This window comes from Guptibacillus hwajinpoensis (genome assembly GCF_020524165.1).
Taxonomy (GTDB): domain Bacteria; phylum Bacillota; class Bacilli; order Bacillales; family Guptibacillaceae; genus Guptibacillus; species Guptibacillus hwajinpoensis_D.
On record NZ_JAIVKU010000004.1, the window covers coordinates 733940 to 760151 of the forward strand.

General features: G+C 40.0%; 22 protein-coding genes and 1 riboswitch. Of the genes, 7 read left to right on the top strand and 15 right to left on the bottom strand.

What is annotated here, in order from left to right; translation table 11 throughout:
* Positions 1 to 164: 164 nt before the first annotated feature.
* The 4 genes from LC090_RS10830 to LC090_RS10845 form a co-directional block, all read right to left on the bottom strand.
* Entirely contained in the window at positions 165 to 1046 is an 882-nt protein-coding gene (locus tag LC090_RS10830) for a 5'-methylthioadenosine/S-adenosylhomocysteine nucleosidase (RefSeq protein WP_226657967.1), read from the bottom strand.
* 224 nt (positions 1047 to 1270) lie between these two features.
* Positions 1271 to 1373, bottom strand: a riboswitch (purine riboswitch).
* A 171-nt stretch (positions 1374 to 1544) separates the two neighbouring features.
* Positions 1545 to 2285, bottom strand: coding sequence for an ABC transporter permease (locus LC090_RS10835; protein ID WP_226657969.1), 741 nt, complete (start codon positions 2283 to 2285; stop codon positions 1545 to 1547).
* Positions 2282 to 3193 (bottom strand): ABC transporter ATP-binding protein, encoded by a 912-nt coding sequence (locus tag LC090_RS10840; protein ID WP_226657971.1) that lies wholly within the window; start codon positions 3191 to 3193, stop codon positions 2282 to 2284. The genes LC090_RS10835 and LC090_RS10840 overlap by 4 nt, the downstream gene beginning before the upstream one ends.
* Positions 3194 to 3342: 149 nt before the next feature.
* Positions 3343 to 3753, bottom strand: coding sequence for a thiol-disulfide oxidoreductase DCC family protein (locus tag LC090_RS10845; protein ID WP_226657973.1), 411 nt, complete (start codon positions 3751 to 3753; stop codon positions 3343 to 3345).
* Between the two features lie 127 nt (positions 3754 to 3880).
* On the opposite strand from LC090_RS10845, the gene LC090_RS10850 reads away from it, so the two are divergent.
* Positions 3881 to 5236 carry an MATE family efflux transporter gene (locus tag LC090_RS10850; protein ID WP_226657976.1) on the top strand — a complete coding sequence of 452 codons (1356 nt, stop codon included), beginning with the start codon at positions 3881 to 3883 and terminating at the stop codon, positions 5234 to 5236.
* Between the two features lie 34 nt (positions 5237 to 5270).
* Here the strand turns inward: LC090_RS10850 and LC090_RS10855 are convergent, their stop codons facing one another.
* The 3 genes from LC090_RS10855 to LC090_RS10865 form a co-directional block, all read right to left on the bottom strand.
* Positions 5271 to 6890 (bottom strand): ABC-F family ATP-binding cassette domain-containing protein, encoded by a 1620-nt coding sequence (locus LC090_RS10855; RefSeq protein WP_159782568.1) that lies wholly within the window; start codon positions 6888 to 6890, stop codon positions 5271 to 5273.
* Between the two features lie 82 nt (positions 6891 to 6972).
* Positions 6973 to 7638, bottom strand: a complete 666-nt coding sequence (gene bshB2, locus LC090_RS10860; RefSeq protein ID WP_226658453.1) for a bacillithiol biosynthesis deacetylase BshB2 — start codon at positions 7636 to 7638, stop codon at positions 6973 to 6975.
* A gap of 13 nt (positions 7639 to 7651) precedes the next feature.
* Complete coding sequence (locus tag LC090_RS10865; protein ID WP_226657978.1) at positions 7652 to 7993, bottom strand: YojF family protein; 342 nt, start codon at positions 7991 to 7993, stop codon at positions 7652 to 7654.
* Positions 7994 to 8168: 175 nt separating this feature from the next.
* Between LC090_RS10865 and LC090_RS10870 the strand changes: the two genes are divergently transcribed.
* The 3 genes from LC090_RS10870 (at position 8169) to LC090_RS22175 (ending at position 12059) form a co-directional block, all read left to right on the top strand.
* Positions 8169 to 9074 (top strand): ATP-binding protein, encoded by a 906-nt coding sequence (locus LC090_RS10870; protein ID WP_226657981.1) that lies wholly within the window; start codon positions 8169 to 8171, stop codon positions 9072 to 9074.
* On the top strand, positions 9075 to 10958 hold the full coding sequence (locus LC090_RS10875; protein ID WP_226657983.1) for a vWA domain-containing protein: 1884 nt from the start codon (positions 9075 to 9077) through the stop codon (positions 10956 to 10958).
* A gap of 222 nt (positions 10959 to 11180) precedes the next feature.
* Complete coding sequence (locus LC090_RS22175) at positions 11181 to 12059, top strand: NAD(P)-dependent oxidoreductase (protein WP_226657986.1); 879 nt, start codon at positions 11181 to 11183, stop codon at positions 12057 to 12059.
* 192 nt (positions 12060 to 12251) lie between these two features.
* On the opposite strand, the gene LC090_RS10885 is transcribed toward LC090_RS22175, so the two are convergent.
* The 3 genes from LC090_RS10885 to LC090_RS10895 all read right to left on the bottom strand — a co-directional run bounded on the left by LC090_RS10885 (position 12252) and on the right by LC090_RS10895 (position 14027).
* Positions 12252 to 12677, bottom strand: a complete 426-nt coding sequence (locus tag LC090_RS10885; protein ID WP_226657987.1) for a hypothetical protein — start codon at positions 12675 to 12677, stop codon at positions 12252 to 12254.
* Between the two features lie 72 nt (positions 12678 to 12749).
* Positions 12750 to 13244, bottom strand: coding sequence for a G/U mismatch-specific DNA glycosylase (gene mug / locus LC090_RS10890; protein WP_226657990.1), 495 nt, complete (start codon positions 13242 to 13244; stop codon positions 12750 to 12752).
* Between the two features lie 6 nt (positions 13245 to 13250).
* Positions 13251 to 14027, bottom strand: coding sequence for a class I SAM-dependent methyltransferase (locus tag LC090_RS10895; RefSeq protein ID WP_226657992.1), 777 nt, complete (start codon positions 14025 to 14027; stop codon positions 13251 to 13253).
* A 264-nt stretch (positions 14028 to 14291) separates the two neighbouring features.
* On the opposite strand from LC090_RS10895, the gene LC090_RS10900 reads away from it, so the two are divergent.
* Complete coding sequence (locus tag LC090_RS10900; RefSeq protein ID WP_226657993.1) at positions 14292 to 15527, top strand: dicarboxylate/amino acid:cation symporter; 1236 nt, start codon at positions 14292 to 14294, stop codon at positions 15525 to 15527.
* Between the two features lie 111 nt (positions 15528 to 15638).
* Here LC090_RS10900 and LC090_RS10905 read toward each other — a convergent pair whose 3' ends face one another.
* A complete protein-coding gene (locus LC090_RS10905; protein ID WP_226657995.1) occupies positions 15639 to 16241 on the bottom strand; it encodes an alpha/beta hydrolase in 603 nt (200 codons plus the stop codon).
* Positions 16241 to 17185, bottom strand: coding sequence for a ring-cleaving dioxygenase (locus LC090_RS10910; RefSeq protein ID WP_226657997.1), 945 nt, complete (start codon positions 17183 to 17185; stop codon positions 16241 to 16243). The genes LC090_RS10905 and LC090_RS10910 overlap by 1 nt, the downstream gene beginning before the upstream one ends.
* Before the next feature lie 212 nt (positions 17186 to 17397).
* Between LC090_RS10910 and LC090_RS10915 the strand changes: the two genes are divergently transcribed.
* Positions 17398 to 17487 (top strand): putative holin-like toxin, encoded by a 90-nt coding sequence (locus tag LC090_RS10915; protein ID WP_224880206.1) that lies wholly within the window; start codon positions 17398 to 17400, stop codon positions 17485 to 17487.
* 45 nt (positions 17488 to 17532) lie between these two features.
* Here LC090_RS10915 and LC090_RS10920 read toward each other — a convergent pair whose 3' ends face one another.
* Positions 17533 to 19017, bottom strand: coding sequence for a glutamate synthase subunit beta (locus LC090_RS10920; protein WP_226657999.1), 1485 nt, complete (start codon positions 19015 to 19017; stop codon positions 17533 to 17535).
* A 14-nt stretch (positions 19018 to 19031) separates the two neighbouring features.
* Complete coding sequence (gene gltB / locus LC090_RS10925) at positions 19032 to 23621, bottom strand: glutamate synthase large subunit (protein WP_226658002.1); 4590 nt, start codon at positions 23619 to 23621, stop codon at positions 19032 to 19034.
* Between the two features lie 177 nt (positions 23622 to 23798).
* Here gltB and LC090_RS10930 point away from each other — a divergent pair, with 177 nt between their 5' ends.
* Positions 23799 to 24704 (top strand): LysR family transcriptional regulator, encoded by a 906-nt coding sequence (locus LC090_RS10930; RefSeq protein WP_226658005.1) that lies wholly within the window; start codon positions 23799 to 23801, stop codon positions 24702 to 24704.
* Between the two features lie 85 nt (positions 24705 to 24789).
* Here the strand turns inward: LC090_RS10930 and LC090_RS10935 are convergent, their stop codons facing one another.
* Entirely contained in the window at positions 24790 to 26208 is a 1419-nt protein-coding gene (locus tag LC090_RS10935; RefSeq protein ID WP_226658007.1) for an MFS transporter, read from the bottom strand.
* Positions 26209 to 26212 lie beyond the last annotated feature (4 nt).

The window sequence follows — 26212 nt, forward strand, 5'->3', positions numbered from 1 at the left end:
TTCATTGATACACTATACAAAGTGTAAAATGAAACGCACAAAAAACTAGCATACTGTCGCAAGTAAGAAAGTTAGATAGAGTAGTAAAAAAAACAGCTTAAGAAAAGTGCGTCTTACCATGCACTGATAACTTAAGCTGTTTCTTGTTAAAACCCCGGCGGATTTTAGTTATTTTCTTGATTCTTTATATACTGTTGGACAACTTTGTAAACATACTCCTGATTCGCTTCAGCGGTATTTGGGTTGTATTCTCCTCCGTTTACTTTATTATTTGAAAGAATACGAATCCCAAGGAAAGGTACGTCGTAGGCTTGAGCAATTTGTGCTCCTGCAGCGCCTTCCATTTCTTCAACGGAAGTACCATACTTCTCATGAAACCAATTAATACGATCAATTTCATTATTCCACACGTCGGCAGAACCGATCGTTCCTTCCACAACTTTTCCTTTTTGATAGTCATCTTTTACAGCGTTTGCTGCAGAAAGTAAGTCTGGGTCTCCTTCAAAGTAGCGAATATTTTCTGCATCAGGATCCTCTCCTGCGCTACCCTCAGAAGCCATTAAATCCATTGGCTTCCATTCCGTTGGCTTTATACCTTCATCCGTATTCAAGTTAACCGTTTTTAGAGATCCGGTGTTCGTCGTTCTTTTACCTAAAACGATATCAAATACATCTAATTCTGGGTCATGGCCACCCGAAGTCCCCTGGTTGATAATCGCAAGTGGATTGTACTTCTCGATTGCTACGGCTGTTGCAGCAGCCGTATTTTCCATACCTTTTCCTGTCTTTGCAACGATCACTGGATAATCATCTACCGTTCCTTTATAAAAAACAAATGATCCTGAAGTTTCTTCTGTCACATTCTCTAATCTTTCTGCAAATTCTTCTGCTTCAATTGGCATTGGCCCCTGAACAAGAATGGGCCGCTCCGTTGTCTCTTGCTCTGCAGAAGATTCTGATTCAGAGTTACATGCTGACAAAACAACTAGCAAAAGTAAAGTTAGCATCATTGTTGCTACGTATTTTTTAATCAATGGTTTCCTCATGGCTGCTCTCTCCCTAGTATGTAAGTTCGGATACTTTTTTTAAATAAACACGATCATCTGACAGACTAACCTTTCTTTTGCTGCTCCCTTCTTAAATATCATTCTCGTATTCATGAAAAATAAAAAAAGTCTGGATGGTGTAATGTTCTACCCTCCAGACCACGAAAGTTCAAGTATAAAAAACAGCTGTCATCTTATTTCCTAATGATAAAAATAAAGACAGTTATCAGCATACTTCAACTCGTAGTCCAGTACTTTAACGGGAACCGGGTAGAAACGCTCAGACCATATTTCTGAGAATATACGAGTGAAAATTGATTTAGTTAGTACTTACCTACCATAACAAACCCATAAACTATCTTCAACTAAAAACATGAATAATACTTAAAAAAAATACGCAATCGTTCGTGTTTCAATCTAAATCAACCATATAAAGTTTGTTTTATTTATTGTGTGAAAGCTTTTGTTAACAACCTCTACCTTTGCCACTCTCAATTGCTACTTCCCGCTCCATCTAAAAAAACGAGATGCCAGTAGGATAGAGACTACTGAAATTCCTAGCAGAATTCCTACTTCAACGCCATAAGAGGAAATGGGAGCTTCGTTCCACGTTCCACGAAGCAAATTAATCACATAATAAAGCGGAAGTAGTTTGGCAACAAATTGAAGCACTTCTGGCATAAATGCAATTGGAAAAGTGGCTCCTGATAAAAAAAGCATGACGTTTAAAAAGAGGGAACTTATAGCTGCAGCTGCCTGTGTATTTTTCGCTAGTGATGTTAAGAATAGAGCAAATGGAAAGAAAGCTAAAATACTAATGAGTAAAGCTAATAGGGTGCTTCCGATGTAATCAGGTAATGAAAGACCATACATCCACATACCAAATATCATAAGTAAAATGGCTGAAAAAATAAAGATAACGGTTCCCTGAACAGTATGAGCGACTAAAATTTTCCAGGGTTGCAGTGGAGTTGATTGATACCTTCGTAGTACGCCCGTTTCACGGTAACTTGCAAGTACGGTTCCTAAAGTGAAAAATGAAGTCGTCACAATGTTCACTCCAATCCAAGAAGGAACAAATTGCTCAGCAAAAGTAAGTCCGTTCATTTCATTTCCAACGAACATGGAACCAAAAAGCCAGATCATGACAACTGGAAAAAGAAAGGTCCAAAACACACTTAAACGATCTCGAAAGAACATTTTCGTTTCTAGAATCGCTAATTGCACGACAGCGTTCATTGGACGACCTCCTCTTCGAGATAGTGTATAAATAAGTCGTCTAAAGTACCTTTCTCGAAATAGAAGTTCGAAAGAGAAATTTCTCGTTCATGACAGATGCGAAAAATATGATAAGCTGTTTCTTGCTGATTTTTACAAAACACGTGAAATAGCCCATCGCTTTCTTCAACTCTTATCACACCAGGTACTGTTTCTAAATCTTTACGTTTTAATTGATGACTCTCGAATGTAAGATTTTTTGAAACACTTCTATTTAATAACTGCTGCGGCGTATCAAGCGCTTTTAACTCCCCATGATAAATCATAGCGACACGGTCACATAATTTTTCGGCTTCTTCCATGTAATGGGTGGTGATCACAATTGTACAGCCCTGTTTTCTTAATCGTTCAATGAGTGACCACATTTCGCGACGTGCATGAGGATCTAACCCCATACTTGGCTCATCAAGAAATAAGATTTCAGGCTGATGAAGCGTAGCGAGTGCTAGCGTGACACGTTGCTTCCAACCTCCTGAAAGATCTTCAAAATTTACGTTTAACTTCTCGTGCAGTCCGAGTAAATCAATTAAATGATCCTTTTGACTCGGCCCATCATAAAATGATGCAAACAATTGAAGTGCTTCCCTTACTTTCATTTTCTTTTGAATAGAAGTGGATTGGAATTGTACGCCAATGCGCTTATTCAATGTCCGTAACTGTTTCGTTGGTACATAGCCCAATACATCAATCGTACCGCTGTTAGGTTTTAATATACCTTCAAGCATTTCAAGCGTCGTTGTTTTTCCAGCACCATTAGGACCAATAATGCCGAAGATTTCTCCCTTTTTTACGGTAAAAGATAAATTCTTCACTGCAAACTCAGAACCATATTTTTTAGACACATTCTCTGCTTTAATAACAAGTTCCATGAAATCCCCCTCTTAAGTGATGAATGTTTGCGATATGTAAGGTATATGAATGATAAATGCCTTTCTTGCTAGAAGAATTCATTTATCACCACGCTTTTTCCATTATATAACAAAAAATTAGAGAGGGGACAATTTCATAGTGTTTCATTTTACAAAAATCGATCTCGTTGTTCCTTTGTTGGGATCATACAGCTTTCTTTTTTTCCGAACCATTTATAACGACGTTTGGCTATTTCGTCATAGAGTCGATCTCTAATTGAACGAGGGAATAAGCGAAATACTAACAAAAGCTTAAACAATCCGCCAAGTTGTTGAATGATCGAAAGAGCCGCTTCGGATTTAACAAGCGCCTTCCCTTCTTTTATCACAATCACACTATCTGGGACTTCTGTAAGACCAGCTTTCTTAAGAAGGATCTCTGCCGTTTCTGATTGAAGAGATGCAAAGGAGAAAACGGCTTTTTTATCGTATTTAAACATAAACTTCACTAAACCATTGCATAAATTGCAAACCCCATCAAATAAAATAATATTTGTATCCACGTCTTCTGGCCTATTCACGCTTTAACACCTCATTATTGTATGTTCACTATTTCACATATTTAGTGTAGCATATCTTTCTAATTGATGTTGAAGAATGTGCTATAATTTCCGTGTTCAGTATTCTACATAGCAAGGATGTTGCACCGTGTATCCAACACATTCACTCAAGGAAAAAATCAAACTATTAATTGTCATTTTGTACCCGATTTTAATTACACAAGTTGGTCTTTATTCCATGAACTTTGTTGACACGATCATGAGCGGAAGAGCTGGAGCAAATGATCTTGCAGGGGTTGCGATTGGCTCAAGTCTTTGGGTACCTGTCTTCACAGGCTTAAGCGGCATTTTACTTGCCATAACGCCAATCGTATCACATTATATTGGGGCAAAGCAGGAAGAACGTGTTTCTTTTTCAGTCCTGCAGGGCATTTATCTTTCCATTGCGTTATCCATTAGTATTTTAGTAGTTGGAAGTTTCATTTTGGATCCGATTTTAAATACAATGGATCTTCAGGAGAACGTAGCTCAAATTGCAAAAGAGTATTTAATCGGACTTTCATTCGGGATTATCCCACTGTTTATTTACTCCGTTCTAAGAAGTTTCTTTGATGCCCTTGGAGAGACAAGAACCACGATGCTCGTTACACTTACATCGCTTCCAATCAATGTGTTTTTTAATTACGTTCTCATTTTCGGTAAATGGGGATTCCCTAAATTAGGTGGTGTTGGTGCTGGTTATGCATCAGCGATCACTTACTGGTTTATTCTTCTAATTGCATTACTGGTCGTGATAAAAGTAAGACCGTTTAGCGCATACGGTGTCTTCAAACGTTTTTATCCAGTCTCATTTTCCACTTGGAAAGAACAGTTAAAAATTGGCGTACCTATTGGTTTTTCCATCTTTTTTGAAGTCAGTATTTTCGCCGCCGTTACGCTATTAATGAGCATGTATTCAACCGAAACGATCGCTGCTCATCAGGCAGCCATCAATTTCGCTTCACTTCTCTATATGATTCCACTTAGTATTTCAATGGCTTTAACGATCGCCATCGGATTTGAAGTTGGTGCAAGAAGATTATTAGATGCGAAGCACTACAGTTACATGGGCATTGCTTTTGCGGTTGGTATGGCTTTGTTTTCAGCTCTTTGTTTGTTTCTATTTAACGATGCAGTTGCAAGCTGGTATACGAGTAATCAGAACGTATTCGATTTAATTAAAGTATTCTTAATCTACGCGATCTTTTTCCAGCTTTCAGATGCAGTTGCTGCTCCAATTCAGGGCGCACTTCGAGGGTATAAGGATGTGAATGTGACACTCGTTATGAGCTTAATTTCTTATTGGGTGATTGGCCTTCCTTCAGGTTTTATACTTGCGAAATATACAGCCTTTGGTCCATATGGGTACTGGGTCGGCCTTAGTACTGGACTATTTGTTGCAGCCATTACGTTATTTTTGAGACTACGATATGTGCAACAATCGACAAGAACCGCCTACGAATAAAAGCGGATCCCACTGGGATCCGCTTTTTAGTCTATTAGTTATACATTGCCTGTGCTTTTGCTTGTAGTTCTGTGTTTTCAAGGTACTCATCATAAGTTGCTTCCTTATCAATGATCCCTTTAGGTGTTACTTCAATGACTCTGTTTGCGATCGTTTGAATGAACTGGTGGTCATGAGATGTAAAGATCATCGCACCTTTGAAGTTCATAAGCCCATTGTTGAGTGCAGTAATCGATTCAAGATCCAGGTGGTTTGTTGGATCGTCCAGCACAAGAACGTTCGCACCGCTAAGCATCATTTTTGAAAGCATGCAGCGTACTTTTTCGCCACCGGAAAGAACGCTTGCTTTCTTTAATACTTCTTCTCCAGAGAAAAGCATTCTTCCAAGGAAACCACGTAGGAAGCTTTCGCTCTGATCTTCTGGGGAATATTGACGAAGCCAGTTAACAAGGTTCGTATCTACACCCTCAAAGTATTCCGAGTTATCTTTCGGGAAGTATGCCTGTGAAGTCGTAACGCCCCATTTGAACGTTCCGCTATCAGCTTCCATTTCACCCATCAAAATTTTAATAAGCGCTGTATTCGCAATTTCATTACGACCTACGAGTGCCACTTTATCATCTTTATTAAGCATAAAGCTTACGTTATCAAGTACTTTAACTCCGTCAATCGTTTTTGTTAAACCTTCCACGTGAAGGACGTCGTTTCCGATCTCACGATTTGGCGTAAAAGCAACATATGGGTACTTTCTTGAAGAAGGTTTAATATCGTCAAGTGTAATCTTATCAAGAAGCTTCTTACGTGACGTAGCCTGTTTCGACTTCGAAGCGTTCGCGCTAAAGCGCTGAATAAACGCTTGAAGTTCCTTTACCTTCTCTTCTTTCTTCTTGTTCGCATCTTCTTTCATCGTACGAGCAAGCTGGCTTGATTCATACCAGAAGTCGTAGTTACCTACATACACTTGAATTTTACCGTAATCAAGATCAGCCATGTGCGTACATACTTTGTTTAAGAAATGACGGTCATGGGATACAACTATAACAGTATTTTCAAAGTTAATAAGGAACTCTTCTAGCCACTGAATTGCGCTAAGATCAAGATTGTTCGTTGGCTCATCTAGAAGAAGAATATCAGGCGAACCAAATAGTGCCTGAGCAAGAAGTACCTTCACTTTTTCAGAACCTGTAAGGTCAGCTAACTTTTTATAATGAAGATCTTCAGAAATCCCTAGACCTTTCAACAATACCGCTGCATCAGATTCAGCTTCCCACCCGTTAAGGTCAGCAAATTCACCTTCAAGCTCAGCTGCTTTCATACCATCTTCATCAGAGAAATCCTCTTTCATGTAGATCGCATTCTTCTCCTGCATCACTTCATGAAGACGAGCGTGGCCCATAATAACGGTGTTTAACACTTCATATTCTTCATATTCGAAATGGTTTTGCTTTAGAACAGCAAGACGTTCACCAGGCCCCATATGAACATCGCCTGTTTGCGGTTCAATTTCACCTGATAAAATCTTAAGAAACGTTGACTTACCAGCGCCATTCGCACCGATTAGTCCATAACAATTTCCCGGAGTAAATTTAATATTAACATCTTCAAAAAGCTTACGATCACCATATCGTAAGCCGACATCTGTAACTGTAATCATTTAGGTCGTATTCCTCCATCTATCATATTATAGTGCAAATTATATCACGTTCTGTTCGGAATAGATATGAACGCTTCAGATCTTATTCATCAAATGGATAGATCCAGAAGGATTCTTTCTTGATAAACGACATCATTTCGGAGTTTGGATCCATTGAGCCATCTTCAAGTCTTGCCACCATTGCCTCCGTTTGCGAACGGTGAGCTTCGATCGTTTTAATCTTTGTTTCAAGAACATCCGTCACATCAAATACTTTGTCTGGCTTGCCAAGAACAGCCTCACGATCTGGAGTGATTGGCAATGCATAAACCGTTGGACGGTCTTCTTTCGGCATACGTTTTAACGTCTCAATGACTGCAGCCGAACAGGCATCGTGATCGGGATGGATACCGTATTCCGGATAAAATGTAATGATTAATGAAGGCTTTAATTCATCAACGAGCTTCCCTATCGTTGAAACAAGTAGTTCAGGATCTTCAAATTCAAGTGTTTTATCACGGAATCCAAGCATGCGAAGATCCTTTACCCCCATTGCATTGCAAGCATCTTGCAATTCTTTTTTTCGTACTTCTGGAAGTGTTTCTCTTGTCGCAAAAAATGGGTTTCCCATATTGCGTCCCATTTCTCCAAGCGTTGCACATGCATAAGTGACAGGGACGCCTTCATTCACAAATTTTGTTATCAACCCTGCAGTTCCGAAAGCTTCATCATCTGGATGCGGGAAAACAACTAGGACTTGTTTCTCCATCATGGTTTCCTCCTTAATCGAATGGTGTATAGCTTAATTGAACGGCAACAGCTAAACGGCCGCTTGAATCGTGACCTGCCATTAATAATCGACCATCATCTAATTGATAATCGGTTAAGCCTTCAGCGTACATCCAGCCGTCATTTAATTTAAACCCAACGCGAAATGGACCGCTACCTGCCATTTTGACATTGGTGAATTTAATTGAGCCATTTCTTATGTAAGCTCCAACCGCAAGCTTATCTTTATCTTGAGCAGCATAGGCTCCACTTGTTGTTTCTAAGTGAAAATACAGCTCTTTATTCTCAAATGTCTCAAGAATTTCTTGTACTTTTTCTATTTGAATAGGCTTCATTCTTATGCCCCCTTCTTTCATAGGCCTACTTGCTAGAACTAGTATAGCTCATCTATTCCGCCTGGTAAAATGATTGACGTTGACATCCGAACGACTTTCATTAGACAGAGACTGTTTTTTTCCGTTATAGTTAACTTTTGAATAGATGTGAATTCGAAACTCGGAGGTATGACAGATGCAATTATATGAAACGTTTGATATTCCAGATAAAATACAGGATCGTATTGAAGACCGACGCGATGCAAATTCAAATCCCGACCACTATCTTATTGGTTCAGAAGGGTACACAGCACCAGACATGTCAATTGTAAAAGATGCGGTAACAGCTTTGATTCTAGGGAAGAATGTTTTACTAAAAGGGCCAACAGGAGCTGGTAAAACAAAACTAGCTGAATTAATTAGCTACTTCTTTAACCAGCCAATGTACTCGATTAACTGCTCCGTTGATCTAGATGCTGAAGCACTTCTAGGGTACAAAACGCTAAGTTATGACGATCAAAACAACGCGCATATTACATTTGTTCCTGGGCCAGTAGAAAATGCGATGAAAAACGGCGAGCTGTTATATATTGATGAAATAAATACAGCGAAAGCAGAAACTCTTCCTATTCTAAATGGTGTCCTTGACTATCGTCGTATGGTCCTCAATCCTTTCACAGGAGAAACGGTTCGCGCAAAAGAGAACTTTGGTGTCATTGCTGCAATTAATGAAGGGTATATTGGTACTGCACCACTAAATGAAGCATTAAAAAACCGCTTTATTGTTATTGAAGTGCCGTACTTACAGGGAGAAGCTTTAAAAGAAATGTTAAGTGAACAATCTCTTCTAGATGACTCAAATCAGCTTGATCAGTTCGTGACGCTATCTGCTGATCTTCAATCAAAAGTAAGAGATGGCCAGATTTCAGAAGAAGCCGCCTCTCCTCGTTCACTTCTAGACGCTTGTGACTTAACAACGTTTATGGAAGCGAGACGTGCGATTAAACGGGCGATTACAGATAAGCTTGAAGATGAGCGTGAAAAAGCTGCAGTGGAAAACATTGCTGAAACGATTTTTGGACGTTATCAGGAGAACTCCTAAATGAAGTTTCTAAACTTTGCTGAGAATCAGACGGATCCTTTTCTTCATTTAAGTTTATCTGATCTCGCTGAAACACTGAGTCAAACAGAAAGTGACGTACAGTTTGCTTTCCATTCTTACTACAGACCTGCTGAGCACTTGATCACGGTCAGTCATTATTGGAATGATATATTTGATGGAACACAATTTGATGGTATGAAAAGCGATATCTACCTTCGTGCACTTGGCAATGTTCACTATACAAATTTCAATGAAGTAAATCACTACCTCTCTTCTATCAAAAACCACTCACATCCTCTTTTTCGTAAACAGCTGTTTGCGTTATTAGAAGATGTCAGACTTGAAAAGATTTGTATGACTGTCCGTCCTGGAATGAGTGCTGCTTTTGATACAAGACGAACGCTATTTCAAAAGCGTTTCCGAGGGCGTCTTGAAGTTCATAATCGTCAGCATCAACTGCTTGATGCTTTGTTTTGCGCGATCTACCTTCAAGCGATCGGTAAACCAGTTGCTCTTGGAAATGACCTAGCAGAATATAAGCCCTATCTGCGCCATTTAATTATGGAGATTTCTAAAGCGACTTCAACAAAAGACACCGTCACTCTCGCAAACGCTTTTTGCCAGGAGTTAAATAGAGACCATTTTGATATGACAACAGAATATTTAACGATGTATGGTACCTCTCCGAATCCCTCAACTGTTATTGAGGATGAAGAAGCTCGTCAGTTAAAAAGTGACGATACAATGGAAACGACGGATAAAGAAGATAAAGAAACGTATGATGAAGAAATGAATACCTGGCATGAAGAGCAGGAGCAAGAAGGATCCAATTTTCTTCAATTTGACCTAGAAGAAGGCGCTAAATCGGATCTGATAGGAGAAGGCGAGCGAAAAGAAGAATCCGGTGATCAAGCCTTTGTCAGTGTGCAAGGTGCTTCAAAGCAGTCAGAAGGCAGTCAATTTGATGAAGAGGCCATTCTTGAAAGCCATGATACAAAAGCTGTCGCAGGAGCGCAGGACCCCCTAGGGGAAGCGAATCGAAACGTGAAGGAAGTGATTCGTCAAGCTGACAAACCTACTTCTGAAGAGCGATCGAATTATCGAACTGCGAAAGCTGAAATTCAATATGCTGAAAAGTCACTTCGCTCTGCGATCCAAAAAACGATCGAGCAAAAACAAATTGCCCCAAGAAGTGATCTTCATTTTGGTCGATTGAACCGCAAGCTACTAAGGCTATTAACAGACGAAAACCCTCGTCTCTTTTATAAAAAGAATGCGCCTAGTACAGAACTTGATGTAACGTTCTCGTTGCTCGTCGATTGCTCAGCATCGATGTACGACAAGATGGAAGAAACACGTCTAGGAATTACGCTTTTCCACGAGACGTTAAAAGGACTTCATATTAAACACTCGATCACTGGCTTCTATGAAGATGCATTCGATGCGGATGACGAGGAACAGCCGAATACGCTTTTCCAAATCGTCGACTACGATCGATCGACTCAACCCAATGAAGGTGCTAAAATTATGCAGTTGGAGCCTGAAGAAGACAATCGCGATGGTTATGCGATTCGAAAAGCTGCTCAAGAATTAGCTGAACGAAATGAAAAGCATAAAATCTTACTTGTGTTTACGGACGGCGAGCCATCTGCTTACGATTACAGCGAAAATGGGATCATCGATACACATGAAGCCGTGATACAAACAAGGAAAAAAGGCTTTGAAGTCATCGGTGTTTTCTTATCTAACGGGGAACCACAGGAAAAAGAAAAAAATACAATGCGCAATATCTATGGCACTCAAAGTCTCGTGATTCCTTCTGCAAATGAGATTCCTGCCTATTTAACGCCTTTACTAAAGCGATTATTGCTTCGGTTTGTATAACATATTGAAATGGTTATCACCTAGCCTGGTGGTAACCGTTTTTTATCTTGAGAAAAAAGTTAATCACTTTTCTTGATTGAAGTAAGAATTTTTTCCATTCTACTTAGTCCTTATGCTATTCGAAGTGTTTGGGTATGTTTAGTTAATCGGAATTTGAGGCATTTAAATAGAAGACTTATCAGTTAAGAAATAGATTAAGTCTTACAAAAGGAGGAGACGAGAATGAAGGTAACGTTTATCGGTATGGGTGTTATGGGAAGCGCTATGGCTACTAACTTACTTAACAATGGGGTTGACTTAACAATATGGAATCGAACAAAAGAAAAAGTAGAATCTCTCATTAACAAGGGAGCTCTCTATAAAGAATCGCCTCACGAGGCAGTGAAAGAGGCAGATATCGTTTTTACCATGCTGACGGGTCCAGAAGCAGTAGATGAAGTCGCATTAAGTGAAAATGGTTTCCTTCAATCAATGAAGCGTGGCGCTTTATGGATTGATTCAAGTACCGTGAATCCATCATTTTCTAAAAAAGCCACTCAACTTGCTCGCAATGTTGGAGTAAGATTTGTTGATGCCCCGGTAGCAGGATCAAAAGGACCTGCCCAAAAAGGGGAACTTGTTTTTCTAGTAGGTGGGGAAAAACCTGATATCGAACAAGTTGAAGATTTCCTCCAATACATGGGCAAGAAAATCATTCATGTTGGACCCGTGAGTCAAGGAAGCTCTTTTAAAATGGTTGTGAATATGATGCTTGCTTCAAATATGGCGGCCTTTGCTGAAAGTATGATTCTAGGAGAACAGCTTGGCTTATCCAAAGACTTTTTATTAGAAACATTGGCAGGGATGCCAGTTTCTGCTCCTTTTCTTCGAATGAAAGCAGACAAATTGAAAGTTCAAAATGACGAACAAGAATTTGCTCTAAAAAACATGCAAAAAGATCTTCATCTCGCCACTCTATCGGCCTATGAGGAAAACGCTGCTTTAAAAATAACCAATTTGATGAAAGAAGTTTATGCTGATGCTAAGGTTAATGGTTATGGTGATTTAGATTTCTCTTCGATCTATTCTTTTTACAAAAATCTTCACCGTATGGAGGAGTAAAGTATAGCTAGTCCTTCTAGCACTTTCATCCCTTATATGACGAATCTAAAAAAGCATACTATAAAATACACATAAACACACTTAAAATAGAATTATAAAAAGAGCTTGGAGCCAGTTAGCTCCAAGCCCTTTTGCATTACTATGGATGAAATGCTTATGGTTACTGCACAAGCGTAATGGAAAGTCATCTTTTTAATTTATTGTTTTACTAAAATCATTTCTTATGATCATTAACATTATAAAATATGTATAAACCGGAATAAGTACATACCAATCTATTCCTGCCATTGGCGATTGAAACCCCGTGGCCAACCATGTCCCAACCAATGTATAAGTAAAAAAAGTCACAATAAATAATGAAATAGCTTTTTTAATGGAGAATAACTTTAGGATTCCATCTGTTACCAATGTTGTAGGCAAACCCATGAGCCCATAAACAATATAAAAGGCAATCGTATAGAAAACGATAGTTCCTAATTCGAATTCCATGGCATAATTTGGTATATATTCATTACGATTTAGGAAATGATAACTCCCGAGCATGATCAACACAGCAATTGGACCAGAAAGAAGAATGGCTAATAGAATCTTCATTAAATAAACTAGAATACTCTTCATATACTTCCTCTCTATACCATTATCAATCTTACTATAATCTCTCAAAAATAAACTTTTATCTAATTTTTCATATTATGTCTTTTCATGCAAGTGACGGTAGATTTCGGTTAATTCTTCAAGTGTCATTCTAACTAATCCGCTCGTAGAGGGCGCAACAAAGTCACGAACCCCTTCCACCTGGTCGATGGCTTGATATCCCCAATCTACTTTTTTAACACCAGAGAACTTTTGATAGACTCCTTTACCAACATAACAATTTACGAGGGGCTTATACGTTCTGATTTTATCAAGGAGGCGCTTTCTTCCAATCGCATAATCTTCAGAAGTTAAGTCAGCTGCTCCTCTAGTAGGACGATCCACGATATTTGTAAGCCCATATCCATAGTCTAAAAGCTTGTGATCTTCCTCTGGTGAGAGCTTTCGATCTGTAAGTCCCGCTTCTTTTAAAATGGCGTAAAATCGATTCGTCGGATTCGCGTAATGATGACCTTCTGCCTCTGATTGAAGACCAGGGTTAAAACCAATAAACAGGATCTTTAAATTGTAATCAAGATGGTCTGGTAACAACCTTTATCACTCCTTACACTCAATAATACCATAGTGAAATTTTGATGTTTTTCGTATTTGTTGATGAAAACCAAATTGTTCAAAACGTGTACTTTTCCATGAATCTTTTAAAATCACGCGTTTTCGAGCCACTCGTTTTGCTTCCATCACCATATTTTCTAATAGGCCATCATATAGAGCTACCTGCTTAATACCACTCATACCGTCAGATGCTAAGATAGAATCTTCAAACATGGGGTCAAAATACACGACGTCAACCGCATTGTCTTTTAAGTGTGGTAAAACGTCTTCATATCGGTTAGGGATTACGGATATTCGCCTCATCGCAGCATTTATCTCCTCATAATTACTTTGCCAATTTTGTAATCCTTGTTGTAGGAGTATGACGTGCTCCGATCCCTCTATTGCTTGAACCCGCCCTTTATTACCCACTACTAAACTTGCAACAATACTGTCAGACCCAAGTCCTGCTGTACAATCCAGTAAACTCATTCCATCGAAAAGCCCACTCGCTTTTATAAACGCATCATCTTGTCCACTTAGTATGGCCTTACAGCGAAACATCGCTGAATTTGGATGAAAGAAAATGGGCGATGCTGCGTTATCTTTATAAAAAAATAAGCGATCAAAGCCAACCACCACAACTGTTTCATGATAAAGGTTAATGATCTGTTGAATGGATCGTTTTTCCCTTGATATGTATGTACCACTATATATTTGGCTCAACTGAATAGCTTCTTTTATGAGAGCTTCTGTCGGTCTTCCCGCAGTTGTAAAAATCATTTTTCTTGACCCCTTCTCTTTCCTTCCTAACCAATTATAGCATGTGCTTTTAAAAGAATTGAAATGTTGTTCGTGTGGTTTATAAACAATCGTAATATACAAACGTATGGAAGAATGAATTCTTAGATTGCCAACGATAATTTTTATCATCATTTGTTCTGTGAGGCTTGCTAGTGAACGCATACGGTGAGTGAAAATTCAAATTCTAAACAATTCATTATATAACTGTTATACTAATAACATTATTAAATCAGAGGTGGAACAATGCAAAAAATGTGGCATATGTATAAAAATTCTTCATTCATACTAAAAATGACGCTTGGCTTTATCCTTGGTATCGCAGCGGGAATTCTTTTTGGACCAAGTATTGATTTCATTAAACCGCTTGGCACCATTCTGATCAACTTGCTTAACCTCGTGGCCATTCCAGTTATTTTTCTAACAGTAGTGCTTGCAATCAATCAAATGAACCCAAAATATTTAGGGAAATTAGGAGGTAAGCTGTTAGTCTATTACGGATTAACCACAGCAGCCGCTGTCTTAATAGGTGTTACCATCGCTTTATGGGTTAGTCCTGGGTCTGGCCTAACGCTTCCAGATACAAAAGTTGAAAAGCCTGACACTCCTGGGTTTTCTGATGTTCTTTTGAATATCGTTCCAAATAACCTTTTTGAAACTTTTTCTTCAGGTCAACTCATGGGTATTCTCTTTCTAGCTGTTATCATTGGATTAACGATGGGGAAAATGCGCTATTCAGAGAAAAGTGACTTGAGCGAATCTGGCGAGCGACTTCATAAGCTATTCTCCGCTGCAAATGACTTATTCTTTTTGTTATTGAAAGGTATATTGCTATATGCACCGATCGGTATTTTTGCCATTAGTGCAACGTCATTTGGAAACCAAGGTTGGCAAACTTTCCAATCTTTATTTGCTTTTACAGGTGTTTTTTACATGGGTGTTCTATTGCTCTGGGCATTGATTTATACTTCTTTTTTAAAGTACGCGAAATTAAGTATTAAGAACTTTTTTTCTCAAACAAAGGATGCGTACGTAACAGCGTTTTTCACCTCGAGTAGTATCGCTTCGCTTCCAATCGCGATTGACTCTGCTAAAAAAGCCGGCATTTCAGAACGCGTTGTAAACTTTTCTTTACCTATTGGGGCCGTCTTCAACTCAGATGGAGGAGCATTAAGAATGGGGGTTTCAATCGTTTTTGCTGCAAACGTCACCGGGTTGAATTTTTCCGTTATGGACTATGTGACCATTGTAGCCATTGGTACACTTCTCTCCATTGGAACGGCAGGAATACCCGCTGCTGGCCTGGTGACCTTATCAGCAGTGTTATCCATGTTTAACCTTCCATTAGAAATTGTCGCTTTAATTGCTGGTGTTGACGTGTTAATTGGCATGGCAGGGACTGCCTCAAATGTACTTGGGGATATCATTGGAGCTGCTGTTATCGATCGCGATCAAAAGAAAACATCTAAATCTATTGCTTAATTGAGATGGACCGGACCATTTCTAACTGAATTCACTTATGCAAATGTATATAAAAAGTGAGCATCCTTAACATGGATGCTCACTTTTTTTAATTCTTTAACATTCTTATCCTTAAAAGTTTTTCTGATACCACTCAGCCGCTTTTTCTGCTTCCGACCTTGTTAATTGGTGACCGGCATTTTCCCAATGAACCATTACTTTTGCTCCAGCACCAGTAAATAAATCTTGAAGCTCATTTGTTTCTTCTGGTGAGCAAATCGGATCATTCTTTCCTGCACCTATAAAAATAGGCTTACTAGCAAGGCTAGGTAACTTCAGATTGCGAAGAGGAACCATCGGATGGTGAAGAACAGCCCCTCTAAGGGAGTTAGCATCATGGAATAGCAAACTTCCAGCAATATTCGCACCATTTGAGTACCCGACCGCTATAACATTATGACGATCAAAATCATACTTTTGGGATGATTCATCAATAAACGCCTTTAATTCGTGCGTTCTTTTAATTAAATCTTCTTCATTGAAGACACCTTCAGCTAATCGTTTGAAAAATCGAGGCATACCATTTTCTGATACATTCCCTCTTACACTTAAAATTGAGTTTTCTGGAGCGATTAATTCTGCAAGTGGAAGAAGATCATTCTCCGTGCCTCCTGTGCCATGTAGTAATAATAATACAGGAAGATCCTTCTTACCTTGCTTAAAAATATGCTTCATTATTTGTCACCATCTAGAACTCTTGCATTTGCAGGTTCAAGGACACGTTCAATTTGAGAACGCTTTTCTTCAAGCCATGGAGGTAAAAGTAGCTTTTTACCCATTTCATCAGGATCTTCATCCTTCGCAAATCCTGGAGGGTCTGTCGCAATTTCAAACAGTATCCCACCCTCTTCTCTAAAGTAGATCGCATTGAAATATTGACGATCGACAACTGGTGTAGGGCCATACTCTTTTTCTTCCAGTAAATTTCTCCATTCTTCATGGTCATTGAAATCATTCGCACGAAAAGCGATATGGTGAACGGTACCTGATCCCATTCTTCCAGAAGATAGTGGTGTCTTCTTCACATCTATCGTATTTCCAATAGCATCGCTTGATTTAAAACGCACAAAATCTTCTTCCTCCGCTACGCGCATAAAACCAAGCACTTCTTCTAATACCGTCATGGTTGATTCTGGTTTGCCAGATAATAAAGTTGCGCCTGCAAAGCCTTTAATGGCATGTTTTGTACTAACTCCACCAAAACTCCACGTGTTAGGTTCACCTTCCTCCCTTTCTACAAGTTCCAGGTGCAAGCCATGAGGATCATCAAAAGCAAGAACTTTCTCGCCAAATCGGGTCATTTCTCCGTTTTCTACACTAAATTTATCAAGACGCTTTTTCCAGAATGATAGGCTACCTGTTGGAACGACAAAACTTGTTACGCCAACCTGCCCGGAACCGATTACTCCGTCATGTGCATTCGACCAGGGGAAGAATGTCATAATGGTTCCTGGTGCCCCTTCTTCGTTTCCAAAATAAAGGTGATATGTTCCTGGATCATCAAAATTTACTGTCTTTTTCACAAGACGTAGTCCAAGAACCCCGCTATAAAAGTCAACATTTTCCTGAGGATTTCCAACAATAGCAGTAATGTGATGTATGCCTGTTGTATGCTTCATAAGTGACAAGTCTCCTTTTCTTTGTTACATCCATTTAGAAGGTTCCCGCATTAGACTTATCTTAATCATCTAATTTGGAGACCTCATAATATCTTTAATTCGAGATATTTGAATTAAGTGTATTAGAATCCTGAAATTCTGTCAAATACTTTGTTTATTTGCGTATAGGACAACCTTATAAAGTGACATTCTATTTGTAAAGGAGTGATGTGATGCTAAGCGTATTTGAGGCCCTGTCGTTAATGGTCAGCTTTTCCGCTCTTGTGCTCGCCATCATCCACACGAAAGATCGTTCTTCGTAACAAAGCGAAAAGCACTCCGCTGTAGGAGTGCTTTTCTATTTATTCTTAAGGCATAACGGTTTTATTCATTAGATAGCGATCTGTCTCACGAGCTACACCGCGCCCTTCATTGATGGCCCATACGATGAGGCTCTGTCCTCTTCGAACATCACCTGCTGCAAACACTCCGTCTACATTCGTACGATAATCTTCGAAATCTGCCTTCGCTCGTTTACGGTTATCTTGATCGACTTCAAAATGTTCAAGAACACCTTCCTCAGGGCCAGTGAAGCCAATTGCGATTAAGACAAGTTCAACTGGCCAAACTTGTTCTGTTCCAGGAAGTTCCTTCATAAAAACATTTCCTCTTTTATCAACGTGCTTTTCAATCGTTACCGTATGAAGTTCTTTTACTTGACCATTCTCGTCACCAACAAATTTTTTCGTCATGATGGAATATTGGCGAGGGTCTTCCCCGTGCTCTGCTTGAGCCTCTTCATAAGCATAATCAAGTGTGAAAACCTTCGGGAATTCTGGCCAAGGATTATCGATCATTCGATCTGCTGTTAACTGTGGATGTTTCCCAAATTGGTGAACACTTTTACATCCGTGACGAAGTGCTGTAGCAACACAGTCCGCTCCTGTATCTCCACCACCAATAACAATAACATTTTTCCCTTCTGCTGAAACGTATTTCTTATCTTGAAGCTCGGAATCAAGCAAACTCTTCGTATTCTGCTTTAAGTAATCCATTGCATAATGAATTCCTCCGAGCTTACGTCCTTCAATTGGAAGGTCACGGTGTTTTTGAGCTCCCGTACAAAGAATCACCGCATCATGCGCATCACGAAGCTCCGCTTGCGTCACGTCTTTACCAATTTCCGTATTCGTCACAAAAGTTACGCCCTCATCAGAAAGAAGTTTTACACGGCGTTCGACCAACTCTTTATCGAGCTTCATGTTAGGTATTCCGTACATTAACAATCCGCCAATACGATCATCTCGTTCATATACCGTAACAGAGTGTCCTGCTTTATTAAGCTGATCAGCGGCAGCTAACCCTGCGGGGCCTGATCCAACAATAGCGATTTTTTTACCCGTACGGTTTTTCGGAGGCTGAGGTGTCATCCATCCTTCAGCAAACCCGCGGTCTATGATTTCCTTTTCAATGCTTTTAATCGCAACCGCATCGTCAGGAATCGCTGCTACACAAGCACCTTCACATGGAGCTGGACATACTCTACCAGTGAATTCGGGAAAATTATTTGTTTTAAGTAGACGGTCCAGCGCATCTTTCCATTTTCCTTGATATACAAGATGATTCCATTCTGGAATAAGGTTATAGAGCGGACAACCTGATGCACTTCCATTTAGTTCAATACCTGAGTGGCAGAAGGGCGTGCCGCAATCCATGCAGCGTGCCCCCTGTGTTTTCAGGTTTTCTTCAGATTGAGGAAGCTGGTATTCTTCCCAATCTTTTAAACGTGTTGATAGATCTCTTTCACGTGCTTTTTCTCTAGGATAGTCTAGAAATCCTGTTGGCTTACCCAATCGAATACCTCCCCTTATACCGGTTCCAGGTCGCTTTGACGTGGTTTCACTTGGCCGTTTTTCGCCTGCTGGAACACTTCATATGCTGCGTCATCGTCTTTGTAGCCTTGTTCTTTAAGTTCTTCTAACGATTCTGTAATTCGCTTATACTCTTTAGGAATAATCTTAATAATCTTCCCTACAACTTCATTCCAGTTTTGAATAAATCGTATGGCTTTCGGGCTATCCGTAAAGTAAGCATGCTGTTGAATCATATGCTTTACTTCAAGAATTTCTTCATAGTTGCTCAATGATTCAATATGAACCATTTCTGCATTCACATTACGCTTAAATGCTTCTTGATCATCTGATAGAACATAGGCAATTCCACCTGACATTCCAGCTGCAAAGTTCTTCCCAGTCTCACCGAGAACAACGACTCTGCCGCCTGTCATGTATTCACAGCCATTGTCGCCAATTCCTTCTACTACCGCTTTTGCCCCACTATTTCTTACACAGAAGCGTTCTCCTGCAAGCCCACTAATGTAAGCTTCACCTGAGGTTGCCCCATAAAAAGCAACATTTCCTACGATTGTATTTTCGTCTCTTGCAAACGCTGCTTTAGCGGAGGGGTGAATAATGAGCTTCCCGCCTGATAATCCTTTTCCAACATAATCGTTCGCATCGCCTTCTAACTGCATTGTCACACCATTTGGTACGAATGCTCCGAAACTTTGACCAGCAGAGCCTTTAAAATGCAGGCGAATCATGTCTTCTGGAAGTCCATCAGCACCATAGCGCTTCGTAATCTCATGTCCTAACAGTGCACCAGCAACACGGTTTGTATTGCGAATAACGTAAGAGCCTTCGAAAGTTTTTTGCTCCTCAAGCGCTCCAAGTGCTGCAGGTATAATTGATGTATTATCAAGTGCAGCATCTAGTTTATGATCCTGCTGACGTTGATTGAATCTACCGACTTCTTCTGATACATGCGGCTGATAAAGAAGCGGTTTAAGATCAAGATATCTAGCTTTCCAATGGTCTTTTGTACGACGACTTACTTTCAGTACATCGGTACGACCAATCATTTCTTCAATTGTTCTAAAGCCAAGTTCAGCCATGATTTCTCGAACTTCTTGAGCAATAAACTGCATATAATTAACCACGTGATCCGGGTTACCCATAAATTTCTTGCGAAGTTCAGGATTTTGAGTGGCTACACCAACTGGACATGTGTCCAAATGACAAGCTCTCATTAAAATACACCCAAGAACAACAAGTGGTGCAGTTGAAAAACCAAATTCTTCTGCTCCAAGAATCGCCGCCATCACAACATCACGACCGGTCATCATTTTTCCATCCGCTTCAAGAACAACACGGTCACGAAGATCATTCAATACGAGCGTTTGATGCGTCTCCGCTAAGCCTAGCTCCCAAGGAAGTCCAGCATGTTTGATACTCGTTCTTGGCGATGCTCCAGTACCACCTTCATATCCACTAATTAGGATAACGTCCGCTAGTCCTTTCGCCACACCTGCAGCAATTGTTCCAACGCCTGCTTTCGAAACGAGCTTTACGTTAATACGTGCTGATGGATTTGCATTTTTCAAATCATGGATGAGTTGGGCAAGATCCTCAATCGAATAAATATCATGATGTGGTGGCGGTGAAATCAACCCTACTCCTGGAGTCGATCCACGAACTTCTGCAATCCAAGGATATACTTTCTTACCAGGTAACTGACCACCCTCACCAGGCTTCGCACCCTGTGCCATTTTAATTTGAATTTCATCTGCATTGCTTAAGTAGTAGCTTGATACGCCAAAGCGACCTGACGCTACTTGTTTAATCGCACTTCGACGCAGATCTCCATTTTCATCTGCTGTAAAGCGAGAAGGATCTTCTCCACCTTCACCGCTATTGCTTCGTCCTCCAATACGGTTCATTGCAATTGCAAGAGCTTCGTGAGCTTCACCGCTAAGAGCGCCATAGCTCATTGCTCCAGTCTTAAAGCGACGTGTAATGGATTCAATACTTTCAACCTCATCAATTGAAATCGATTCTTTGGAACCAAAATCAATCGCCTGTCTAAGATAAGTCAAATTCTCTTCAAGCGCCATTCCAGAGAATTTTTTATATAATTCATAGTTATTGCTTCTAGCAGCGTGTTGTAGCGTATGAATTGTTTTTGGATTGAAAGAGTGATGCTCTCCTCCATTCCTCCACTGAAGTTCACTGCCCGTTTCAAGCGTTAAATCACTATATACAGAATCATGATAAGCAAAATGATGCCTCATTAACGTTTCTGTCGCAATAATGTCAATTGGAATGCCATCAATTTGTGAAGCCGTACCAGCAAAATAACGATCGATGACTTCGTTGCTAACACCGATTGCTTCGAAGATTTGAGCACCACGGTAGCTTTGAATTGTCGAGATACCCATTTTTGACATCACTTTTACAATTCCAGTTGTTGCAGCTTCAATATAATTGTTGATCGCGTCATCGAAAGAAAAACCTTCAATCGTACCATCATTAATCATTTGATTAATGGAGTCGTACGCAGCATAAGGATAGATAGCATCAGCACCATACCCAATCAGCATTGCAAACTGATGAACATCTCTTGCCTCACCTGTTTCAACGATTAAACTTACTTTCGTACGCGTTTCTCTCTTAATTAAGTGATGATGAAGACCACTCAATGCAAGTAATGATGGAATTGCTGCTTTCTCACGGTTAACCCCTGAATCTGAAAGGATCAGAATGCTTTTCCCGTTTTTAATGGCACGATCAGCTTTTCGGAACAAGGCAAGTAAAGCATGTTCCATTTCTGTTTCACCACGAGCTGCATCAAATAGCAAACTTAAGGTTTCTGGATGAAAGTCCTCTTCATCTAACGCCTTAATTGCCTCATAACGACTATCAGTTAGAATAGGTGTTTCAAGTCGAATGCGTCTAGCACTTCGTGGATCCGTTTCAAGTAAGTTACCCTCTGGTCCAAGCAGCGTCATTGTTGAAGTAACCGATTCTTCTCGAATCGAATCAATTGGTGGATTCGTAACTTGAGCAAACAATTGCTTAAAATAGTTAAACAAAAGCTGCGGTCGCTCAGAAAGAACGGCCAGAGGCACATCATTCCCCATTGAGCCTATTGGATCTTTCTTTTCTGTTACCATTGGAGCAATATTCTTCGTTAATTCTTCATATGTGTAGCCAAATGCTCTTTGTGTCTTAATAAGCTCCTTTTCATCCATTTCTCTCGTTTTACTTGGTTCAGGAGATAAGCTCATTAAATTTCCATCTAACCATTTGCGATATGGTTTATCTGTTGCGATTTGGGTTTTAATTTCTTCATCATACACAAGTCGCTTTTCTTCTAGATCTAACAGAAGCATTTTGCCAGGGCTTAAGCGACCTTTTTCTACTATCTTCTCTTCATCTATTTCGATAACGCCAACTTCAGATGATAGAATAAACGTATCATCGTTTGTGATTACGTATCGAGCAGGACGCAATCCATTTCGATCAAGCATTGCACCTATCTGGCGGCCATTCGTAAATGCGATCGCAGTCGGTCCATCCCATGGTTCCATTAACGTACTATGATACTCGTAGAAAGCTTTTTTAGGATCAAGCATCGTTGCATCACGATCCCACGGCTCAGGAATCATCATCATGGCTGCATGTGGTAGTGAACGGCCAGAAAGATTCAAGAATTCTAAACAGTTATCTAGCGAAGAAGAATCACTCCCATTTGGTCGTACGATTGGAGCAATGTCCTTCATATCATCTCCAAATACATCTGATTGAAGAGCACCTTCTCTTGCTCTCATCCAGTTTACATTTCCTCGAAGCGTATTAATCTCTCCATTATGAATGAGGTAGCGGTTTGGATGCGCCCGATCCCAGCTTGGGAAAGTATTTGTACTAAAGCGTGAATGCACCATCGAAAAAGCAGATTTAAAACTTGGATCTTTTAAATCCAAATAAAATTGATCAAGCTGTTCTGGTGTAAGCATTCCTTTATAAACAATCGTATCTTTTGAGAAACTAGCTGCGTAATACTTTGTCTTTGATAGCTGTGAATCTTGAGATACTTGCTTCTCTGCTTTTTTACGAATCACGTACAATTTACGTTCAAATTCTTCAGCAGATATATCGCTCTTCTTAATAAAAACCTGTCGAATGACAGGCTGAGCAATACATGCAGCTTCTCCAATTGTTGTTTCATCTACAGGAACGGTTCTCCAGCCAATAAATTCTTGGCCTGCTTCCTCGATTGCTTTTTCAACAATTTGTTTTGCGCGCTGTCTCAGCTGATTATCAACGGGTAGAAACATCATTCCGACACCGTACTCCCCTTTATTCGGGAGGTTAAACCCAGAATTCTTTTGGAAAAATTCGTGTGGAATCTGTAGCATAATGCCCGCACCGTCACCCGTGTCAGGATCGCTTCCCTGCCCTCCGCGATGATCTAGCTGACGTAGCATATAGACTCCCTTTTCAATAATGTCATGCGCAGGCACATTATTTATATTGGCGATCAGCCCGATGCCACAAGCGTCATGCTCATGAATTGGATCATATAATCCCTGTTTCTCTGGAAAGTTTGTTCTATCCATATTCCCACTCCTCGCTCTTATCCCAATTCATTATGGTTTCTCGCTTTAACGCCATAACGTCGAAATTGTTTAAATATTCTACACTCATTGTACATTGCATTAACCAATGCTTCCAATATATAATTTAGATATAATTAATCTATTATTGATATGAATCAAAAGGGAGATTGCTTTTTTATGGAACTTAGGCAGTTATATTATTTTATGGAAGTTGCAAAAAGAGAGCATGTGACTGCAGCAGCTACTTCTCTTCACGTTGCTCAATCAGCTGTAAGTCGACAAATCGCCAATCTTGAATCGGAACTTGGCGTACAATTATTTATTCGGGAAGGGAGAAATGTAAAGTTAACTCAAGTTGGACAAATATTTATGGATCACGCCGAGACAGCCATTTCAGAAATTGAACGTGCGAGACAAGCAGTCTATGAATTTCTTAATCCAGACACCGGAACAATCCGTATCGGCTTTCCGAACAGTTTAGCCGCCAAAACGCTACCTACTGTTATCTCAGCATTTCGTAAAGAGCATCCAAGCGTTGGATTTCAATTAAGGCAAGGATCTGTGCAAGATCTGACGGATGCTGTCAGCAAAGGAGAAATCGATATTGCCTTCGTATCTCCAGTACCAAAAGATCGAACAGATGTTGAAGGCCACATCTTTTTCACTGAAAAACTACTCGCTCTTCTACCAATCTCACACGAGTTAGCGGATTACCCAATGTTGAGACTTGGGCAATTGAAGAATGAACCATTTGTTTTATTTCGTTCAGGATATGCGCTTCATCATCTAGTTACATCAGCATGTCAGCAGGTTGGTTTTAAAACTCGGGTTGCATTTGAAGGGGAAGACATTGATACGATTAAGGGGCTGGTGGCAGCAGGATTAGGGGTAAGTCTTTTACCTGAAATCACACTCTCAGAACAGCTGCCCGGTGAGACAGTGAAAATCGAGTTATCAGAGCCAAATGTCACAAGAACAGTCGGTGTCATCATTCCACAAGGGAGAGAACTTGCTCCTTCTGAAAGAAAGTTTTTTGAATTTCTTACCCACTTTTATGAGGTTCTTAACAGATTTGGACAATAAAAAAGCCAGAATCGAGCCAATAGTTCTCGATTCTGGCTTTTCTAGTTGGCTTTTTTAATGATGAAAATGAATGCCAATCTACCATTTAGTACGAACGATGAACTTCAGATTCTTTGGCAGGCATTTTCAAGAAGACTCCGAGAATGAGACCGATGAAAAAAATAACGGAGGCAGCTAGGTACATATGTTGATATCCGGATAAAATCACATCCCTAATCGCGTCAGTCATTTTACTTCCGCTAAAAGTTGTGGCACCCGACGTGGCAATGAAACCTGCAAGAATAACGGGACCAAGTGATGTGCCCACCGAACGAAACAAGCTAACAAGCGATAGAGCAGCACCAGCTTCTCGATCAGGTGTTAACTCAAGCATAATGTAATTTAGTGGCGTCCCCATCGTGAATCCAATTCCTACACCAGATAAAACCATGCCAAGGGATAAGGTTATCCATCCATCTGCTAGATAGACAAAGAAAAGAGATCCAAGAAGACTTAACGAAAATCCTAGGAGGACAACTTGCTTCGCTCCCCATTTATCGAGAAGCACACCACCTATTGGTGCTGCGAAACCTGATGCTACCGCCAATATCGTCATGACATAACCACCCTGACCTCTTGATAACGATAAAATGATTTCCGAGAATGAAGGGACAAAAATCATACTAATGATACCAATACCAGTTATCGTTGAGATCAGTAAAGCTAACACAATGTTACGATCTTTAAAGTAACTTAATTTAATAATCGGGTCTTTCGCTAATTTTTCGACTCGAATAAGTGGATAGATGAAAACAATACTGATTAGCAATAATGGCCAGACTGTCATCGATAGGATGGATTGAACAAATTCATTCGTATCAAGATTCGTTAATCCTAGTAAAAGACTTACGATAACGAGTGATAAAACGGCCGCTCCACCCCAATCAAGTGAAGGCTTTTCACCCTCCGTTCGATCATCTGGAAGTTTCAAGCCCATTGCAAGAATGATAAGCGCAATCGGAATATTGATAAAGAATATCCATCTCCAACTTAACTGAGCAACGAAGAACCCCCCTACATTTGGCCCTAGGATCGTAGCTATTCCAAACATGGCTCCAACAAACCCCAGTGCCATGCCACGTTTTTCTTTAGGAAAACTGCTTCCAATAACGGCATTTGCGATGGGGATGATTCCACCACCGCCAAGAGCTTGTACGGCACGACCTACTAATAGATAAGGAAGAGATTGACTAAAGCCAGCGATTACAGAACCGATTGCAAATAATGTAATACCCGTAAGAAAAACACGTTTTCTCCCAAACAAGTCTGCAAGTTTTCCTACGATCGGCATGCTTACCGCATAGACAAGCGTATAAATCGTCACGACCCATACCGTCCATTTCAAATCAATGCCAAGATCTTCTATCAGCGTGGTCAAAGCAGGAGATACAATGCCGGAGTCAAGAGCACCTAGAAAAACACCTAGCAAAAATGTGATTAATATAAACCGAAGTTTTTTATCCATCAAA

Coding starts and splice junctions, on each gene's coding strand:
- LC090_RS10865 (WP_226657978.1), bottom strand. CDS start 7,993: ATGAAGCCTATTCAAATAGAAAAAGTACAAGAAATTCTTGAGACATTT.
- LC090_RS10855 (WP_159782568.1), bottom strand. CDS start 6,890: ATGATTACAGTTACAGATGTCGGCTTACGATATGGTGATCGTAAGCTT.
- LC090_RS10900 (WP_226657993.1), top strand. CDS start 14,292: ATGCAAAAAATGTGGCATATGTATAAAAATTCTTCATTCATACTAAAA.
- LC090_RS10875 (WP_226657983.1), top strand. CDS start 9,075: ATGAAGTTTCTAAACTTTGCTGAGAATCAGACGGATCCTTTTCTTCAT.
- LC090_RS10935 (WP_226658007.1), bottom strand. CDS start 26,208: ATGGATAAAAAACTTCGGTTTATATTAATCACATTTTTGCTAGGTGTT.
- LC090_RS10830 (WP_226657967.1), bottom strand. CDS start 1,046: ATGAGGAAACCATTGATTAAAAAATACGTAGCAACAATGATGCTAACT.
- LC090_RS10910 (WP_226657997.1), bottom strand. CDS start 17,185: ATGAAGCATACAACAGGCATACATCACATTACTGCTATTGTTGGAAAT.
- LC090_RS10840 (WP_226657971.1), bottom strand. CDS start 3,193: ATGGAACTTGTTATTAAAGCAGAGAATGTGTCTAAAAAATATGGTTCT.
- bshB2 (WP_226658453.1), bottom strand. CDS start 7,638: ATGGAGAAACAAGTCCTAGTTGTTTTCCCGCATCCAGATGATGAAGCT.
- LC090_RS10905 (WP_226657995.1), bottom strand. CDS start 16,241: ATGAAGCATATTTTTAAGCAAGGTAAGAAGGATCTTCCTGTATTATTA.
- gltB (WP_226658002.1), bottom strand. CDS start 23,621: ATGGATAGAACAAACTTTCCAGAGAAACAGGGATTATATGATCCAATT.
- LC090_RS22175 (WP_226657986.1), top strand. CDS start 11,181: ATGAAGGTAACGTTTATCGGTATGGGTGTTATGGGAAGCGCTATGGCT.
- LC090_RS10895 (WP_226657992.1), bottom strand. CDS start 14,027: ATGATTTTTACAACTGCGGGAAGACCGACAGAAGCTCTCATAAAAGAA.
- LC090_RS10885 (WP_226657987.1), bottom strand. CDS start 12,677: ATGAAGAGTATTCTAGTTTATTTAATGAAGATTCTATTAGCCATTCTT.
- LC090_RS10835 (WP_226657969.1), bottom strand. CDS start 2,285: ATGAACGCTGTCGTGCAATTAGCGATTCTAGAAACGAAAATGTTCTTT.
- LC090_RS10870 (WP_226657981.1), top strand. CDS start 8,169: ATGCAATTATATGAAACGTTTGATATTCCAGATAAAATACAGGATCGT.
- LC090_RS10915 (WP_224880206.1), top strand. CDS start 17,398: ATGCTAAGCGTATTTGAGGCCCTGTCGTTAATGGTCAGCTTTTCCGCT.
- LC090_RS10930 (WP_226658005.1), top strand. CDS start 23,799: ATGGAACTTAGGCAGTTATATTATTTTATGGAAGTTGCAAAAAGAGAG.